This window comes from Mycolicibacterium aurum (assembly GCF_900637195.1).
GTDB classification, from domain to species: Bacteria; Actinomycetota; Actinomycetes; order Mycobacteriales; family Mycobacteriaceae; genus Mycobacterium; species Mycobacterium aurum.
Genome location: NZ_LR134356.1, coordinates 1,497,604 through 1,514,078, shown reverse-complemented (window position 1 = coordinate 1,514,078; position 16,475 = coordinate 1,497,604). Strand labels below are relative to the sequence as shown.

At 67.6% G+C, this 16,475-nt stretch carries 14 protein-coding genes; 1 reads left to right on the top strand and 13 read right to left on the bottom strand.

Features of this window, described 5'->3' with window-relative positions; translation table 11 throughout:
• Nucleotides 1-58 precede the first annotated feature (58 nt).
• From EL337_RS07290 to EL337_RS07275, 4 genes are read right to left on the bottom strand one after another with little or no spacing between them, the layout of a single operon-like run.
• Nucleotides 59-547, bottom strand: coding sequence for a DUF6912 family protein (locus EL337_RS07290; RefSeq protein WP_048630869.1), 489 nt, complete (start codon nt 545-547; stop codon nt 59-61).
• Between the two features lie 48 nt (nt 548-595).
• A complete protein-coding gene (ppk2, locus tag EL337_RS07285) occupies nt 596-1,423 on the bottom strand; it encodes a polyphosphate kinase 2 (RefSeq protein ID WP_048630349.1) in 828 nt (275 codons plus the stop codon).
• A gap of 10 nt (nt 1,424-1,433) precedes the next feature.
• Nucleotides 1,434-3,188, bottom strand: a complete 1,755-nt coding sequence (locus EL337_RS07280) for a BCCT family transporter (protein WP_048630348.1) — start codon at nt 3,186-3,188, stop codon at nt 1,434-1,436.
• 59 nt (nt 3,189-3,247) lie between these two features.
• A complete protein-coding gene (locus EL337_RS07275) occupies nt 3,248-4,657 on the bottom strand; it encodes a WS/DGAT/MGAT family O-acyltransferase (RefSeq protein WP_048630347.1) in 1,410 nt (469 codons plus the stop codon).
• A 167-nt stretch (nt 4,658-4,824) separates the two neighbouring features.
• On the opposite strand from EL337_RS07275, the gene EL337_RS07270 reads away from it, so the two are divergent.
• On the top strand, nt 4,825-5,349 hold the full coding sequence (locus tag EL337_RS07270) for an Rv3235 family protein (protein ID WP_048630346.1): 525 nt from the start codon (nt 4,825-4,827) through the stop codon (nt 5,347-5,349).
• Nucleotides 5,350-5,351: 2 nt separating this feature from the next.
• On the opposite strand, the gene secA is transcribed toward EL337_RS07270, so the two are convergent.
• From secA to EL337_RS07225, 9 genes are all read right to left on the bottom strand, one after another.
• A complete protein-coding gene (secA, locus tag EL337_RS07265; RefSeq protein WP_048630345.1) occupies nt 5,352-8,159 on the bottom strand; it encodes a preprotein translocase subunit SecA in 2,808 nt (935 codons plus the stop codon).
• A 204-nt stretch (nt 8,160-8,363) separates the two neighbouring features.
• Nucleotides 8,364-9,041: a ribosome hibernation-promoting factor, HPF/YfiA family gene (hpf, locus tag EL337_RS07260; RefSeq protein WP_048630344.1), complete on the bottom strand. Its 678-nt coding sequence runs from the start codon at nt 9,039-9,041 to the stop codon at nt 8,364-8,366.
• 292 nt (nt 9,042-9,333) lie between these two features.
• Entirely contained in the window at nt 9,334-9,963 is a 630-nt protein-coding gene (locus EL337_RS07255; protein WP_048630343.1) for a ComF family protein, read from the bottom strand.
• A 150-nt stretch (nt 9,964-10,113) separates the two neighbouring features.
• A complete protein-coding gene (locus EL337_RS07250) occupies nt 10,114-10,566 on the bottom strand; it encodes a QcrA and Rieske domain-containing protein (RefSeq protein WP_048630342.1) in 453 nt (150 codons plus the stop codon).
• Between the two features lie 57 nt (nt 10,567-10,623).
• Nucleotides 10,624-12,339, bottom strand: a complete 1,716-nt coding sequence (lpqB, locus tag EL337_RS07245; protein WP_232786716.1) for an MtrAB system accessory lipoprotein LpqB — start codon at nt 12,337-12,339, stop codon at nt 10,624-10,626.
• A gap of 38 nt (nt 12,340-12,377) precedes the next feature.
• Entirely contained in the window at nt 12,378-14,042 is a 1,665-nt protein-coding gene (gene mtrB, locus EL337_RS07240) for an MtrAB system histidine kinase MtrB (protein ID WP_048630340.1), read from the bottom strand.
• Nucleotides 14,039-14,725, bottom strand: a complete 687-nt coding sequence (gene mtrA / locus EL337_RS07235) for a two-component system response regulator MtrA (protein ID WP_024448556.1) — start codon at nt 14,723-14,725, stop codon at nt 14,039-14,041. Before mtrA ends, mtrB begins: the two co-directional genes overlap by 4 nt.
• Before the next feature lie 285 nt (nt 14,726-15,010).
• On the bottom strand, nt 15,011-15,682 hold the full coding sequence (locus EL337_RS07230; RefSeq protein ID WP_048630339.1) for a hypothetical protein: 672 nt from the start codon (nt 15,680-15,682) through the stop codon (nt 15,011-15,013).
• Between the two features lie 92 nt (nt 15,683-15,774).
• Nucleotides 15,775-16,407, bottom strand: a complete 633-nt coding sequence (locus EL337_RS07225; RefSeq protein WP_048630338.1) for a dTMP kinase — start codon at nt 16,405-16,407, stop codon at nt 15,775-15,777.
• Between the last annotated feature and the right edge of the window lie 68 nt (nt 16,408-16,475).

Genomic DNA, 16,475 nt, shown 5'->3' with positions numbered 1-16,475 from the left:
CCATTCCTGACCGCAGCGCTTACCTACGGTACCGTAACTTACGGTACCGTATCCAGCCTCAGAGCAGGTCGAGAAGAAATGGCAGCTCTTGTGGGGCGTACCACGCGAGGTCATGGTCCTGGGCGTCTCCGACCGTGAGTTCCGCGTCCTCGTCGCCCAGATCGGCGGCATCGATCACCTCGACCGCGGCCAGCACCGCGGACTCGGCGGCCGCATTGTCGACGTAAGCGGCGATCACCCGGTCCAGCGCGATGCCGCCTGCCACCCGCACCACGGCGTCATCGAGGTCGGGACGCAGCTTCACCCCGTCGGCTCCGTCGACTCCGTCACCTGCGTCGGCCTCCACCACGACCCGGCGCGGCGGCAGCCCTTCGGTGTCCTCGTTCCCGAGCAGCCGCAGCGACGCCATCGCCGCCTCCCGCAGTGCGACATCGGCGAGTTCGTCCTCGTCGCCCTCGGCGTAGGCCTCCCGCAGCGTGGGCGTCACCGCGAACGCCGTCCCGTTGACGGGACGCAGCGATCCGTCAGCGACCAACCGCTGCAGCATGGCCAGCGTTGCCGGGACGTAGACGCGCACCCCGTGGACAGTAGTCGGTCAGTCGGTGTCACCGATCAACGTCGCGACGTGATCGTCGACATAGGTGGACAGTTCCCGCGGCGGACGCACATAGTCACCGGATAGAACCGGCCGCTTGGGCAGCTTCACTTTCGGGGTGTCGACGTCGTAGTAGTCGATGGTCGACAGTAGGTGCGCGATCATGTTGAGCCGCGCATGCTTCTTGACGTCGGACTCCACGACGAACCAGGGACTCAACGGGGTGTCGGTGTGCACCATCATCTGATCCTTGGCCCGCGAGTAGTCCTCCCACCGGTACACCGATTCGAGGTCCATCGGAGAGAGCTTCCACTGCCGGACCGGATCCTTGAGCCGGGAGCGGAAGCGGCGCAACTGCTCGTCGTCGGACACCGAGAACCAGTACTTGCGCAGGATCACCCCGTCCTCGATCAGCATCTGCTCGAAGATCGGCGTCTGCCGCAGGAACAGCGCGTGTTCGGCCGGGGTGCAGAACCCCATCACCTTCTCCACGCCGGCCCGGTTGTACCAGGACCGGTCGAACAGCACGATCTCCCCTTTGGCAGGAAGGTGCTCGATGTAGCGCTGGTAATACCATTGTCCCCGTTCACGATCCGACGGGGCGGGCAACGCCGCGATCCGGGCGACCCGCGGGCTCAGGTACTGGGTGATCCGTTTGATGGTCCCGCCCTTGCCCGCGGCGTCACGACCTTCGAACACGATCACCACCCGCGCGCCGGTGACCCGGACCCACTCCTGAAGTTTCACCAGTTCCGTTTGCAGACGGAACAGTTCAGCGTCGTAGACGTCCCTGGCGAGCGCGCTCTTCGCCGCTTTCTTCTTGGCCACCCGCCTGTCCTCAGCGCGGCTGCGACGGCGATGCGTGGTGGTCGGCGTCGGGGTCCTTCTCGATCGAGAGGATGAAGTCGTCGCCGTGCTGGGTGACGCCCGAGATGACCGCGCTGTCGACCACCTCGGCGGCATACCGGCGGCGCACCACCTTCGGGTCGCGGCGTAGATCCTTCAGCAGAGACACCGCCAGTGCGACCATCACCAGAAGGAAAGGCAGCGCGGCGATGATCGTGATCGTCTGCAACCCGGTCAACGCGTCCGAGCCGCCCACCAGAAGCATGACCGCGGCCACCGAGCCGGTCGCCGCTCCCCAGAACACGACCGTGCCCCGGCTCGGTTCGATGGTGCCCCGCTGGGACAGCGATCCCATGACGATCGAGGCGGCGTCGGCGCCGGAGACGAAGAAGATCGCCACCAGGATCATCACGACCACGCTGGCGACCGTCGCGATCGGGTACTGGTCGAGCAGCGAAAACAGCTGCGCCTCGACGCCGCCCTCACCGGCGAGGTCGGTGCCGTTCTGCTGGACGTTGATGGCCGCGCCGCCGAACACCGCGAACCACACCAGCGACACGACGCTGGGGACCAGCAGCACTCCGCCGACGAACTGCCGGATGGTGCGCCCGCGCGAGATCCGCGCGATGAACATGCCGACGAACGGCGTCCACGACACCCACCACGCCCAGTAGAAGATCGTCCACGACTGCAGCCACGTGTTGACGTCGGCACCTTCGGCACCCGTTCGTGCCGACATCATGCTGAGGTCGGCGAAGTAGCTGCCCAGTGCGGTCGGGAGCAGGTTCAGGATGAAAACCGTTGGGCCGACGACGAACACGAACAGCGCAAGTGCCAAGGCCAGCACCATGTTGATGTTGGACAACCACTGGATGCCGCGCGCGATCCCGGACACCGCGGACAGCACGAAGGCCGCCGTCAGCACGGCGATGATGATCACCAGGATCGCGTTGCCCGTCTCGCCGATGCCTGCGACGATCTGCAACCCACTGCGGATCTGCAGAGCGCCCAGGCCGAGCGACGCCGCCGAACCGAACAGCGTGGCGAAGATCGCCAGCATGTCGATGACCTTGCCCAGCGGCCCGTGCGCGCGGGCACCGATGAGAGGTTCGAACGCCGCGCTGATCAGCTGCAGCCGGCCCTTCCGGTACACGCCGTACGCGATCGCCAGGCCCACCACGCAGTAGATCGCCCACGGGTGCAGAGTCCAGTGGAACAGCGTCGTGGCCAGCGCGGTCTGCACCGCTTCGGGGTTGCCCTCGGGGCCGGTGCCGGGCGGCGGGGTGGCGAAGTGCGACAGCGGTTCGGCGACGCCGTAGAACATCAGACCGATGCCCATGCCGGCACTGAACATCATGGCCACCCAGGACACGCCGTTGAACTCCGGCTCCTCGCCGTCGCGGCCCAACGGGATGGTGCCGTAGCGGCCGAGTGCCAGGTAGAGCACGAAGACGACGAACCCGGTGCTGGTGAGTGCGAACAGCCAGCCCGTCTTGTCCATCACCCAGGTGAGCGCGGCGCTGGAGGCGCTGGCCAGCGTCTCGGTGCTGCTGAAACCCCAGACCAGGAATGCGATGGCGATGACGGCGGTAACCCCGAACACCACCCAGTCCATGCCACGGGAGCGGCTGATCTTCTCCTCTTCGACCGGGATGTCGAGCACCGGGTGCGGCGGCGGCTCGCCCGCCGAATCTGCCGGTTCGGCGGCGGGGACAGCGGTCACTTTGCGCTCAGAGATGTCAGCCATTGCTGAACATTCGACCTCGGCACCGTCCGCAGGTCAATTCCGGGGGTGCTACAGACCGGTCACCGCGCGGCTTCCACCAGTTCATCGAGGGCCTCCCGCAGCAGGCTGGGCAGCATGTCGACGTCGCTCATCGCGTCACGGTCGGCGTTGATCCCGAAGTAGAGCATCCCGTTGTAGGACGTGACGCCGATCGCCAAAGTCTGGTTGTGCAGCAACGGCGGCACGGCGTAGGTCTCCAGCAATTTGGTGCCTGCGACATACATCTGGTGCTGCGGACCCGGAACGTTGGTGATGAGCAGATTGAACTGGCGGGCCGAGAAGCTGGTGGCCACCCGGATCCCCATGGCGTGCAGGGTGGGCGGAGCGAAACCCGACAGCGTGACGATGGTTCGGGCGTCGACCAGGCTGGAGGCCGTCGGATGGGTTTCGGTGGCATGCGAGATCTGCGACAGCCGGACCACCGGATTGGATTCTCCGACAGGCAGATCCACCAGGAACGGGGCCACCTCGCTGATCGCCTGACCCGGGCTCGACGAGTCGATCTCGGCGTCGGGATAGACCGACATCGGCGCCATCGCGCGCATCGACGTCGTCGTCGTCACCGGCTCGCCGCGCGACAACAGCCAGTTCCGCAGGGCGCCGGTGACCATGGCGAGCACCACGTCGTTGACGTCGCAGTCGTATCGGGCGCGCACGATGCGGAACTCGTCGAGGCTGCCGGTGGCCACCGAGAACCTGCGGTTGCGGGACACGGTCGTGTTCAGGGGGCTGCGCGGAGCCGTGCCGCGGGCGACCGTGCGGGCGACGTCGGCGACACGGCGGCCCAGATCGACGATGTGGGACGTGCTGGACACCGTGTCGGTGACCGCCGCGCGTACCGCGGCAGCCTGCGCGGTCGGGCGCATGATCCACTCGCCGAGCGCACCCACCAGCAGCTGACGGTCGCTGGGTTCGCGGCCGGGGATCCAGATGTCCTCGCCGAATTCCGGTGGCTTCTGGGTCCGGTCGGCGATCACGTGGCCGATCTCCAACGCCGTCATGCCGTTGACGAGAGCCTGATGGGACTTGGTGTAGATGGCGACCCGGTTCTTGGCCAACCCCTCGACCAGGTACATCTCCCACAGGGGCCGTGACTTGTCCAGCGGCCGGGACCCCAGCCGGGCAACGAGGTCGTGCAGTTGGGCATCGCTGCCCGGGGACGGCAACGCCGAACGCCTGATGTGGTAGGTGATGTCGAAGTCGCGGTCGTCTACCCAGACCGGCCTGGCCAGGCCGAGAGTCACCTCACGAACCTTCTGCCGGTACCGCGGGATCTGCGGGAGACGCTGTTCCACGGTGGCCAGCAGCGTCTCGTAGCTGAGCCCGTTGCGCGGCTTGCGCAGGATCTGCAGCGTCCCGACGTACATCGGCGTCGACGAATTCTCCAGCTGGTAGAAGGAGGCATCCGCCGCCGACAACCTGGTCACCATGGGCGGCCCTGCCTCCTTCGAGATCTGTCAGAGAACGTCAGACTGTGCCACGTTATCCGCAGATTCTGGGCGTCCGCAGAACGGGTGCTCTCCGGGGCCCAGAGTGCGTGGGATCATTGTGAGGTCTGTAACTCTCCGGCAGACGCCCGTCGACTGCTGGAGATTTCATGACCGCATCCCCAATTCCGCCGGAACACCTGGCGGCCCCGTCTTGTGGCACATGGGTCACCGCGCCGATCATCGATTACGAACCGGTCCCCCAGCCGTTTCCGCCGTCGCCGTGTCCGATGCCGTCGGGGGCGGCGCTACGCCGCCCCTCGCCGCGCCCGCTGCGCGCGCACCGGGCCCCGGTGCAGGAAGCGCCGCCGCCGCGTTCGGCTGCGGTGTTCGCCGAGACCGCACTGCGCCAGGTGATCGAGGTGATCGACCGGCGCAGGCCCGTCGCGCAACTTCGTCCGCTGATGACGCCGTTCCTCATCGACTGCGTCATCGCCTGTGCCTGCGCCCCGCGCACGGGCAGCGCCACGCTGCGCCGGGTCCGGCTGCGGTCGGTCGACACAGGAGCCGCCGGTGAGGTGACCGCCGCGGAGGTGTTCGCGTCCTTCAGCCGCAGCGGTCGTGTGCACGCCATTGCAGGCCGAATCGAACGGCATCGCGACAGCTGGCGGCTGGTCGCGCTGCAGATCGGTTGAGGTCAGCGGCGCCTGGCGTGCTTGCCGCCGGCCTTGCCCTGGCGGGCGGCCTCGCGACGTTCTTTCCGGGTGCCACCGGTCGATCGCCCTCCGCCGGCACGTTTGACCTCTACCGAGCCGTCCGCGTCCTCGGACGGGCCGGAGTAGGTCAGCGGCGGAGCACTGTCGTCAATCCCCTTGGCGCGCAGCCCGGTTGGAGCCGGTCGCTCCTTGGTGGCGACGGCGCCCGCCTGCTGCGCCGCCGCGGCGGCGAACTCGGCGAGTCCGGACGGGGCGGCCTGCGCGGCGACCGTGGGGCCGGCGGCACGCTCGACCTGGACATTGAACAGGAAGCCGACGCACTCCTCTTTCATGCCCTCGAGCATGGCGATGAACATGTCGTAGCCTTCGCGGGCGTACTCCACCTCGGGGCGCTGCTGGGCCAGACCACGCAGCCCGATGCCCTCCCGCAGATAGTCCATCTCGTAGAGGTGCTCGCGCCACTTGCGGTCCAGCACGTTGAGCAGCACGTTGCGTTCCAGCTGCCGCATGCCGCCCTCACCGGCGATCTCCTCGATCTCGGCTTCCCGCTCGGCGTAGGCACGCTCGGCGTCGGCGGTCAGTGCATCGAGGAGCTCGGAGCGCGTGAGCTCACCAGGCTCGCCGACGGCATCGGAGTCGATCAGATCGTTGTGATCGATGCCGACGGGGTAGAGCGTCCTGAGACCCTCCCACAGCTTCTCCAGATCCCAGTCCTCGGAGTACCCCTCGGCGGTGGCGCCGTCGACGTAGGCGGTGACGACGTCGATGAGCATTTTGTGGGCCTGCTCGGCGAGGTTCTCGCCTTCCAGGATCCGACGACGCTCGCCGTAGATGACCTTGCGCTGCTGGTTCATCACCTCGTCGTATTTCAGAACTTCCTTGCGGATGTCGAAGTTCTGCTGCTCGACCTGGGTCTGGGCGCTCTTGATGGCGCGAGAGACCATCTTGGCTTCGATCGGCACGTCGTCGGGCAGGTTCAGCCGGGTGAGCAGCGTCTCCAGCGTCGCGCCGTTGAACCGGCGCATCAGCTCGTCGGCCAGCGACAGGTAGAACCGCGACTCGCCGGGGTCACCCTGACGACCGGAGCGGCCACGCAGCTGGTTGTCGATGCGTCGCGATTCGTGACGCTCGGTGCCCAGCACGTACAGCCCGCCGGCGGCGATGACGTCCTTGGCCTCGGTGGCGACCTGTTCCTTGATGTGCGGCAGTTCCTCGTGCCAGCCCTGCTCGTACTCCTCGGGCGTCTCGATCGGGTCGAGCCCGCGCTGGCGCAGCCGGCGGTCCAGCAGATATTCGGGGTTACCGCCGAGCACGATGTCGGTGCCGCGGCCGGCCATGTTGGTGGCCACGGTGATCGCGCCGAGCCGGCCGGCCTCGGCGATGATGCCGGCCTCCTGCTCGTGGTACTTGGCGTTGAGCACATTGTGCGGGATGCGGCGCTTCTCGAACTGACGGGACAGGAACTCGGAGCGTTCGACGCTGGTGGTGCCGATGAGGACGGGCTGGCCCTTCTCGTACTTCTCGCTGACGTCGTCGACGACGGCGATGTACTTGGCCTCTTCAGTCTTGTAGATCAGGTCGGACTGGTCGGTCCGGATCATGGGCCGGTTGGTGGGGATGGGCACCACGCCGAGCTTGTAGATCTCGTGGAGCTCGGCGGCCTCGGTCTCGGCGGTACCCGTCATGCCGGCGAGCTTGTTGTACATGCGGAAGTAGTTCTGCAGCGTCACCGTGGCGACCGTCTGGTTCTCCGCCTTGATCTCGACATGCTCTTTGGCCTCGATGGCCTGGTGCAGGCCCTCGTTGTAGCGGCGACCCACGAGCATGCGGCCGGTGAACTCGTCGACGATGAACACTTCGCCGTCGCGGACGATGTAGTGCTTGTCGCGCTCGAACAGTTCTTTGGCCTTGATCGCGTTGTTGAGGTAGCTGATCAGCGGCGAGTTGGCGGCTTCGTAGAGGTTCTCGATGCCCAACTGGTCTTCGACGAACTCGACACCGAGCTCGTTGATGCCCACGACACGCTTCTTGATGTCGACCTCGTAGTGGACGTCGGCCTTCATCATCGGCGCCAGGCGGGCGAACTCGGTGTACCAGTTCGAGCCGCCGTCGGCGGGACCGGAGATGATCAGCGGGGTCCTGGCCTCGTCGATCAGGATGGAGTCGACCTCGTCGACGATGGCGTAGTAATGGCCGCGCTGGACGCAGTCCTCGAGGCGCAGGGCCATGTTGTCGCGCAGGTAGTCGAAGCCGAGCTCCCAGTTGGTGCCGTAGGTGATGTCGGCGTTGTAGGCCGCGCGCCGCTGGTCGGGCGTCAGCGAGCCCAGGATCACGTCGACGTCGAGACCCAGGAAGCGGTGCACGCGGCCCATCTGCTCGGCGTCGCGCTTGGCCAGGTATTCGTTGACCGTCACGATGTGCACGCCCTTGCCGGGCAGTGCGTTGAGGTAGGCGGGAAGCACCGAGGTCAGGGTCTTGCCCTCACCGGTTTTCATCTCGGCGACATTGCCGAAGTGCAGCGCGGCGCCGCCCATGATCTGGACGTCGAAGTGGCGCTGGTTGAGCACCCGCCAGGCCGCTTCCCGGACGACGGCGAACGCCTCCGGCATCAGGTCGTCGAGGTCCTCTTTGCCGCTCTCCAGGCGCCCGCGGAACTCCTCGGTCTTGCCACGCAGTTCGGCATCGGACAGCTTCTCGATGTCGTCGGACAGGGTGTTGACGTAGTCAGCCACCCCCTTGAGGCGCTTGACCATGCGGCCTTCGCCGATACGAAGCAACTTCGACAGCACGCTGTTTACCCTTTTTCTTCGTCTGCTCTTGTCGGATGCGGCATCGCGACAGACGCAGACCATCGTAGGCGACGCGGCGAAATCGCTGGTTAGGCGTCTCGGCCGTGCCGGTTGAAAAGAAGAATCCCCCGGAAGCAGCGGGGGCGGCTCCCGGGGGATTCTCAGCAGCGAGGTCTCAACCGAGCCTTGATCAGGCCGGCTTGATCAGGCCAGCTTGATCAGGCCGTAGTCGTAGGCGTGCCGCCGGTACACCACGCACGGCCGGTCGCTTTCCTTGTCATGGAAGAGGAAGAAATCGTGGCCGACGAGCTCCATCTCGTAGAGCGCATCGTCGACGGTCATCGGGGTGGCGGGGTGCTCCTTGGTGCGCACGATGCGACCGGGCTCATGGTCGTCGACGGCCACCTCGGTGGGGGCCGCGCCGATCTCCGTTCGCGCGAACGCGGCGTCGAGGCGGTCCAGCGCCGTCGCCTCGTGCAGCGATACGGGGGTCTTGTCGCCGTAATGGATCTTGCGGCGGTCCTTGCTCTTGCGCAGCCGGGCTTCGAGTTTGCCGACGGCCGACTCGAACGCGGCGTAGAAGCTGTCGGCGCAGGCTTCCCCTCGGACGACGGGGCCGCGGCCTTTCGCCGTGATCTCGACATGCTGGCAGTTCTTGCGTTGACGCCGGTTCTTCTCGTGATCGAGTTCGACGTCGAAGAGGTAGATGGTGCGGTCGAATCGCTCCAGGCGTGCCAGCTTCTCGGCGACGTAGAGGCGGAAGTGATCGGGCACTTCGACGTTGCGACCTTTGACCACCACCTCGGCGTTGAGCGCGTCGGACACTGCGGTGTCGTCGTCCATCACCATCGTGCTGTCGGAATCCACGGAATTACTTGACATACTTGGCAACTCGATTCTCTTTCGCGTTAGCACGACGATGCGTGCCCGGCTGATAAGAAATCGCGCCGACGGGGCAGTCATGGTCGCGCCACTCGCCGGTGCAAGGTGTCGACTACTCACCTCCTATCGCTGTCGCGATACCGGCTCACTCGCGTCTTGAGCGCCGCCGTGAGATGTTCACGGTTGGTTGGTGCCGACGGTAGTCGCTGTTCACCTGCAGTGCCACTAATTCAGCCGACCTGTTTTCAGTTCTTCATGTCCGTTTGATGTGGCAGTAATAGCCCCTGACGGGTCATGCGTGGGCCAGCGCGAGCACAGCAACGACGTCGACGCCTGCGGTTTGCAGGACGCGGACGGATTCGGTGACGGTGGCGCCGGTGGTCACCACGTCGTCCACGACCACGGCCGGTCCGGCGACTCCCCCGCGCAGCAGGACCCGGCCGGCGACGTTGCGCTGTCGGCCCGCGCTGGACAGCCCGACCGAATCACGGGTGAAGGCTTTGAAGCGCAGGGCGGGCGCGACCGAGACATCCGGACGGGCGGCGGCAGCTCCTTGGGCGATCTGGGTGACGGGGTCACCGCCACGGCGGCGCGCGGCGGAGCGTCGGGTGGGTGCCGGGACGAGGGCCAGCGGAGCGGCCAGGACGCCCCAGATCAGCAGCTTGTCGACGGCGTCACCGAGCGCGCCGGCGAGAGGGTGCCGCAGGTCAGCGCGGCCGTGCTCCTTCAGCGCGACGATCGCCTTGCGGCGCGCGCCGGCGTAGCGGCCGAGGGACAGGACGGGCACGCCCGGGTCGAGTCGCGGGGTCACCAGGTGCGGCTCGTCGTCCTTGACGCTCAGCTCGTTCTGGCAGGTTGCGCACCAGGCGGTGGCGGCGGCACCGCAGCCACCGCACTGCACGGGAAGAATGAGGTCGAGCACGGTCTCAGCGTGCCGTTAGCGACCGACAACCGCGCTCCCCTGCCCCGCCACCTGCCGCGAAATATCATTCCTGGCCGCGATTCGCCCGCCAGTCACAGCCGTGGCTTCACTCTCGCGGGGAACTTCGGGCAAGCCGCAACAAGCGAGCCCCTACTCCGCGACGATCGAGTCCCCTTGCACCCGAATCGCGACGGTTTCCAGCGGCTTGGTCGCCGGGCCGTTGACCACCGCGCCGTCGAGGCTGAACTTGCTGCCGTGGCACGGGCAGTTGATGGTCCCGTCGGCGATCTCGTTGAGCAGGCACCCGGTGTGCGTGCACACCGCGGAGAATCCCTTGAAGTCACCAGCCTCCGGCTGTGTCACCACCACCTCGCCGACGATGACCCCCGACCCGACGGGTACATCGGCCGTGGGCGCGAGCGCCTTGCCCGGCGCCGACGATACCGACGACTCCGCAGACCCTGAGGACCCAGAAGACTCGGAAGACCCAGAAGACCCGGACGACCCCGAATCTGAACCACTCGAACAGGCGGCCACCGCGACGGCCACCAGGCCGACTCCGGCTCCCGCGAGCACTGTCTTTCGTGGAACCTCAATCGACATCGCACTACCCTTCTGTCGGCTCGCTGCCAGAGGGCTGTTCTGGCAACACGTTTGGCGTCAGCCCGGTAACACCGGCACGGCGCCCGCCGCCATCAGCGGACGCACCTCGACCCATCCCGGGTTCTCGGCCGCCGAGCCGGACAGCTGGAGCACACCGCGGCCGTCGGCGACGTACACCGTCGACGGGTTGGCGGCCACCGTCTGCACGGGCATCAGCAGGTTGCGGCTGGGTCCGTCGGAGTTCACCCCGTCGAGGTTGACGTAGGACACCGGATGCTGCGGGTCGGTGCGGGTGACGACGATGTCGTCGCCGGTGCGCCACGACAGTGACACCACCGTCTCTCCCAGCCCGTAGCCCAGCCGGCGCGGATAGGTCAGCGCGTATCCGCCGCCGGGCGTCTGCTCGACCCCGGCCAGGATGATCTTGCCGTCGATCACCATCGCCGCCCTGGTGCCGTCGCGCGACAGCTGGAGGTCGGCGATGCCACCGGGGAAGCGGGTCAGCACCGCGGTGGCGTCGACGGGGATGCGGGCCGGCAGGCCGGAGGCGTCCTGGATCACGCGGACGACGTTGTTGCCGTCGACGACCACCCAGATGGCTTCGTCCAGTGACCAACTGGGTCTGCTCAGGCTGCGGCCGTCCATCGCCTGGGACGCCTCGCCGCCCAACGGGCCCACCCACAGCGACGACGCCATGTCGGGCGCCCCGGGGCGCAGCGTGACGATCGAGGCGACCTCCTGGCCGGTGCGCGACAGCGACGCCGCGGTCTGCCCCGGCATCCGCCCGAACGGACCCGCGACCTTCGGTGCTCGCTGACCGTCGAGCCGCACCAGCGACCCGCCGACGAGTGCGTGAAGTCCCGCCGCCGCACCGTCGGCGGCACCGGGGTCGGTCGCGGCGACAGCGCCGGTGTCCCACCCATCGGCGAACCGATCATCGAGCGCGGCGCCGTCGGCGTTGATGACGTACGGGCCGTTGATCCCGGATCGCGACAGCGTCCAGATGAGTTGCGCCGCAAGCAGCTGCCGGCTGTGCGGGTCGGTCGTCGACAGGTTCTCCAGGTCGATCCGGGCGCCGCCGTAACCCCGACCGATGCCGGTCTTGCCGCCGTCGGCACGCGTCACCGGGCCGCGCAGGCGCAGCGGCGGGCCCAGCAGGTTGCGCACCGTGTTCTCCATTTCGGGGCGCGGGCCGGCGATCAGCTTGCTCACCAGTTCGGTGGCCAGCTGGTCCGGCTCGGACACCGCGAGGTAGCGCGGGTCGGGTACCACGGTCTTGCCGGTGGGATCCGCGAAATAGAGGGTGTGCCGCTTGTAGGTGGACTGAAACTGCTGCCAGTCCAGGAAGACTCCATTGGGCAGGCTGTCGATGCGCCATCCACCCGGGGTCTTGATCAACTCGATCGGCCCGGGATCGGGCAACGCGCCCGCCCCCGTCTCGAAGACACCCATATCCGACAGTGAGCCCAGGATGTCGGCGCGCATGGTCACCGAAACCCGTTCGGTCGAGCGGGTTTCGACGAACACCACGTTGTCGATCAGCAGGGCGCTGCCCGCGTCGTCCCACGTGCTGGACGCGGACTCGGTGAGGAACTGACGCGCGGCCAGGTGGCGGTTTGCGGGATCGGCTGTGGCCTTGAGGAATTCCCGCAGGAGGACGTCGGGGTCCATGCCTGCGGTGGGCTTGGGCAGGCTCGGTGGCGCGGGCCGGTCGACGGTGCCGATCGCCTGCGGCGACGACGAGCTGGGCACCCCGGCGCATCCAGCCAGCATCAGCACGAGCACCGACAGCAGCGCGGCCAGCGGGCGCGTCACACGCTCTCCCCGGCCGGTTCGCGGTCCCGGACCTGCCGACGCTGGGACGGGCCGCCCGAGATGTCGATCGGTTTGACGGGCAGCGGGCTCGAGGTCACCTTGTGGCCACGCACCAGCGGCAGCGTCAGCCGGAAGCAGGCGCCCTTGCCGGGCTCGCCCCACGCCTCGAGGCGGCCCTGGTGCAGCCGCGCGTCTTCGATGCTGATCGCGAGTCCGAGACCGGTGCCGCCGGAGCGGCGCACCCGGGACGGGTCGGCGCGCCAGAAACGGCTGAACACCAGCTTCTCCTCGCCGGGACGCAGGCCCACCCCGTAGTCGCGGACGGTGACGGCGACGGTGTCGACGTCGGCGGCCATCCGGATCTGGACCGGCTTGCGTTCGGCGTGGTCGATGGCGTTGGCGATGAGGTTGCGCAGGATCCGTTCGGCGCGGCGCGGGTCGACCTCGGCGATGATCTCCTCGGCAGGCAGGTCGACGTCCATCTCGACGCCGGCATCCTCGGTGAGGTGTCCGACGTTGTCGAGCGCCTTCTGCACGATGGACCGCAGATCCACCGCCTCGACGGCCAGTTCGGCGACGCCGGCATCGTGGCGCGAGATCTCGAGCAGATCGTTGAGCAGCGATTCGAACCGGTCCAGTTCGTTGACCATCAGTTCGGTCGAGCGCCGCAGGGCCGGTTCCAGGTCCTCGGCGTGATCGTGGATCAGATCGGCGGCCATCCGCACAGTGGTCAGCGGGGTCCGCAGCTCGTGGCTGACGTCGGAGGTGAAGCGGCGCTGCAGGTTTCCAAATTCCTCCAGCTGGGTGATCTGGCGCTGCAGGCTTTCGGCCATGTCGTTGAACGACACCGCCAGCCGCGCCATGTCGTCCTCGCCGCGGACCGGCATGCGTTCACTGAGGTGTCCCTCGGCGAACCGTTCGGCGATCCGCGACGCCGAGCGGACCGGCAACACGATCTGGCGGGCCACCAGCAGCGCGATCGCGGCGAGCAGACCCAGCAGCACCACGCCTCCGGTGGCCATGGTGCCCCGGACCAACGCGATCGTGGAGTCCTCGTTGTTCAACGGGAAGATCAGGTACAGCTCAAGGCTGGTCACCGATGACGTCGACGACGTGGTCGGGCTGCCGACGATCAGCGCCGGGCCGGAGAAGCTCTCGGTGTGCACCGTGGCGTACTGGTAGCTGACCTGCCCGGCCTTGACGAAGTCGCGCAGCGCGGCGGGCACCTGGTCGATCGGTCCCGCCGCGGTGGCCGCGCGGGGTCCGTCGCCGGGGACGACGAGCACCGCGTCGAACGTCCCCGCCAGGCCCGCGCCGGCGTCGGCCTTGCGGTCGATCAGGGTGTTGCGGGCCAGTTGCAGGCTGCTGTCCAGCGACCGGGTCTCTTCGCCGCCGACGATGCCGCTGACGGTGGTGCGGGCGCGCTCGATCTCCTCGGTGGCGGCGCCCACCTTCACTTCGAGAATGCGGTCGGTGATTTGGCTGGTCAGCACGAACCCGAGAACCAGGATGACCACCAGCGACAGACCCAGTGTCAACGTGACCACGCGCAGCTGCAGAGAGCGTCGCCACGCCAGACTCAACGCCCGACCCAGCACACCCAATCCCCGGACCAGCGGCGCTGACCGGCGGTGGATGCGCCGCCTCGAGCCGAAGATCACGGAGGTCCGGCCTTGTATCCCACTCCTCGAACGGTCAGCACCACCTGCGGATTCTCCGGGTCCTTCTCAACCTTGGCCCGCAGACGCTGGACATGGACGTTCACCAAACGGGTGTCGGCGGGATGGCGGTAACCCCACACCTGTTCGAGCAGCACATCACGAGTAAACACCTGGCGCGGTTTGCGTGCCAGCGCCACCAGCAGGTCGAACTCCAGCGGTGTCAGCGAAATCTGCTCGCCCTGCCGGGTGACTTTATGGGCGGGGACGTCGATGTCGACGTCGGCGATGGACAGCAGTTCGGCGGGCTCGTCCTCGTTGCGCCGCAGCCGGGCGCGCACGCGGGCCACCAGCTCCTTGGGCTTGAACGGCTTCATCACGTAGTCGTCGGCGCCCGACTCCAGGCCGAGCACCACGTCCACGGTGTCGGTCTTGGCGGTGAGCATGACGATCGGCACGCCGGAGTCCGCCCGCAGTACGCGGCATACGTCGATGCCGTTCATGCCGGGCAGCATCAGGTCCAGCAGCACCAGGTCGGGCCGCAGCTCACGCACCGCGGTCAGCGCCTGGGTGCCGTCACCGATGACTGCGGTGTCGAAACCCTCGCCCCGCAGCACGATGGTCAGCATCTCGGCGAGCGAAGGGTCGTCGTCGACTACCAGGATCCTTTGCCTCATGGTGTCCATGGTGTCACCAGATAGCGATAAAACTCCGCTACCACGCTGGGCGATTTGCAGTCTTTAGCAGAGTTGGCCCCGCTTTGCCTCATCGGGGCGGCCATCTGCGCCCGCCGAGCGCGCTGTCGTCGACGCCGATGGGCCCCGATCGAGGCGAGCTCTCCGTCGGACTTCTGCAGCACTCGCTGAGGAACGCTGCAGCACTCGCGCCTGCGACCGCGTCGGCACGAACGCCTCCGGCAGAACTCCAGATCGATTTAGAGCGCTGCCGGCCCTTGGCCGGCGCACTCTTGTCTAGCAGGCGGGCTGAAGAAGGTCGCGCTGTTCTGAAATGGATTGCAACACTTCATATCCGATCTGGCGCACGCTGGCGATGACGGGGCTTGCGCACAGCGGCGTCGACGGGCCGTCTGCGGTCTCGGACATCACCCAGCCCAGCGACGCGCTGCCTGTGAGCGCTCGGCGGGCGGCCTGCGCCTCGCGATCGTCGACGTCGCCCAGCGCGAGGATCAACTGCTGTCGCGAAAACTGCGCTCCGTCGGTGTCCCGGATCACCGGGTTCGTCCACCAGTGCTCGAACGGGATCCGTGAGCCGCTGTAGATCTGCTCGCCGGCGCGGGTGCGGATCGGGGCGGGCGGATACATGGCCAGTTTGGGCACGTAGGTCTCGGCGCCGTGATGCCGGCCGCGGATCTTCATCAGGGTCAGGCCGGCTGTCGGGCAGGCGACCTTCGGGTTGGGCACACCGGCGGTGTCGACCCAGGTGAGCGCGTCGGGCAGAGCGAGGCGCTCGATCACCGCGGTGGCCGGATCCGTGTGATGGACCAGCGCGCCGATATGGCAGGCCAGCGTTCTCGCTTCGGCGTGCCTGCCTTGATCGAACCGCTCGTTCGCCGCCCTGACGCGGAGGAGCACCTCGTCCAGCGTCGTCGTGGCGGCCATCTGCTTACGCGTCGGAACCAGCATCAATTCCCCCTTGAAGTGACCTGCCGCCGTGGCGACTACCCCAAGGCGGAGCGTAATCGCTTCCGCGGGAGTTCGCGCTGTTTACGCGATGGTCAAGACTGCCCCAGTCGGCCCGCGAGTTCGGCCGGATCGACGTCGGGTGGCACGACCGCCCACGGCCCGCCCCACTGCGCCGCGGCGAGCGCCGCGTAGACGGCACTGGTGCGGCGCTGCAGGCCGTCGTCGCGCTCGTAGGCGTCCCGGGCGCGGTCGACCTCCTCAGCCGCCCGGTTCACTGCGCGCTGGGCCGCCAGTTCCGTCGGAACATCAAGTAGCACCTGCCAATTCGGGACCGGCAGGCCGAGCCGCCCGTACTCGAGGTCGCGCACCCAGGCGACGACGTCGCCGTCGACTCCCTGATGCAGACGTGCCGCGCTGTAGGCGGCGTTGGACGCGACGTAGCGGTCGAGGATGACCACGGAGTGGGCCGCCGTCAGGTGCTCGATCTCCTCGCGCGCACCGGCCCGGTCCATCGCGAACAACATCGCCATCGCGTACACCGATTCGGCGAGATCGCCGTGCTTGCCGTGCAGCGCTTCGGCGGCGACGTCCGCGGGAATCGACACCCCGTAGCGGGGGAATGCCAGTGTCGCGACGGAGCGACCGTCGGCCTCGAACGCGGCGCGCAGCCCCTCGGTCAGCGTCCGTTTCCCCGCGCCGTCCACTCCCTCGATCACGATGAGCACCGGGTGAGCCTAATCCAGCGCCACCGTGCCTAGCGCAGGCAAACATTGACTGCCACGAACCGACCCTC

What these genes read in the sequence shown, in the direction of transcription:
- hpf (WP_048630344.1), bottom strand. Translation starts at nt 9,041, where the DNA reads ATGTCAAGTAATTCCGTGGATTCCGACAGCACGATGGTGATGGACGAC.
- mtrA (WP_024448556.1), bottom strand. Translation starts at nt 14,725, where the DNA reads ATGGACACCATGAGGCAAAGGATCCTGGTAGTCGACGACGACCCTTCG.
- lpqB (WP_232786716.1), bottom strand. Translation starts at nt 12,339, where the DNA reads ATGCTGGCTGGATGCGCCGGGGTGCCCAGCTCGTCGTCGCCGCAGGCG.
- EL337_RS07275 (WP_048630347.1), bottom strand. Translation starts at nt 4,657, where the DNA reads ATGGTGACCAGGTTGTCGGCGGCGGATGCCTCCTTCTACCAGCTGGAG.
- EL337_RS07230 (WP_048630339.1), bottom strand. Translation starts at nt 15,682, where the DNA reads ATGCTGGTTCCGACGCGTAAGCAGATGGCCGCCACGACGACGCTGGAC.
- EL337_RS07280 (WP_048630348.1), bottom strand. Translation starts at nt 3,188, where the DNA reads ATGGCTGACATCTCTGAGCGCAAAGTGACCGCTGTCCCCGCCGCCGAA.
- EL337_RS07290 (WP_048630869.1), bottom strand. Translation starts at nt 547, where the DNA reads ATGCTGCAGCGGTTGGTCGCTGACGGATCGCTGCGTCCCGTCAACGGG.
- EL337_RS07270 (WP_048630346.1), top strand. Translation starts at nt 4,825, where the DNA reads ATGACCGCATCCCCAATTCCGCCGGAACACCTGGCGGCCCCGTCTTGT.
- EL337_RS07250 (WP_048630342.1), bottom strand. Translation starts at nt 10,566, where the DNA reads ATGTCGATTGAGGTTCCACGAAAGACAGTGCTCGCGGGAGCCGGAGTC.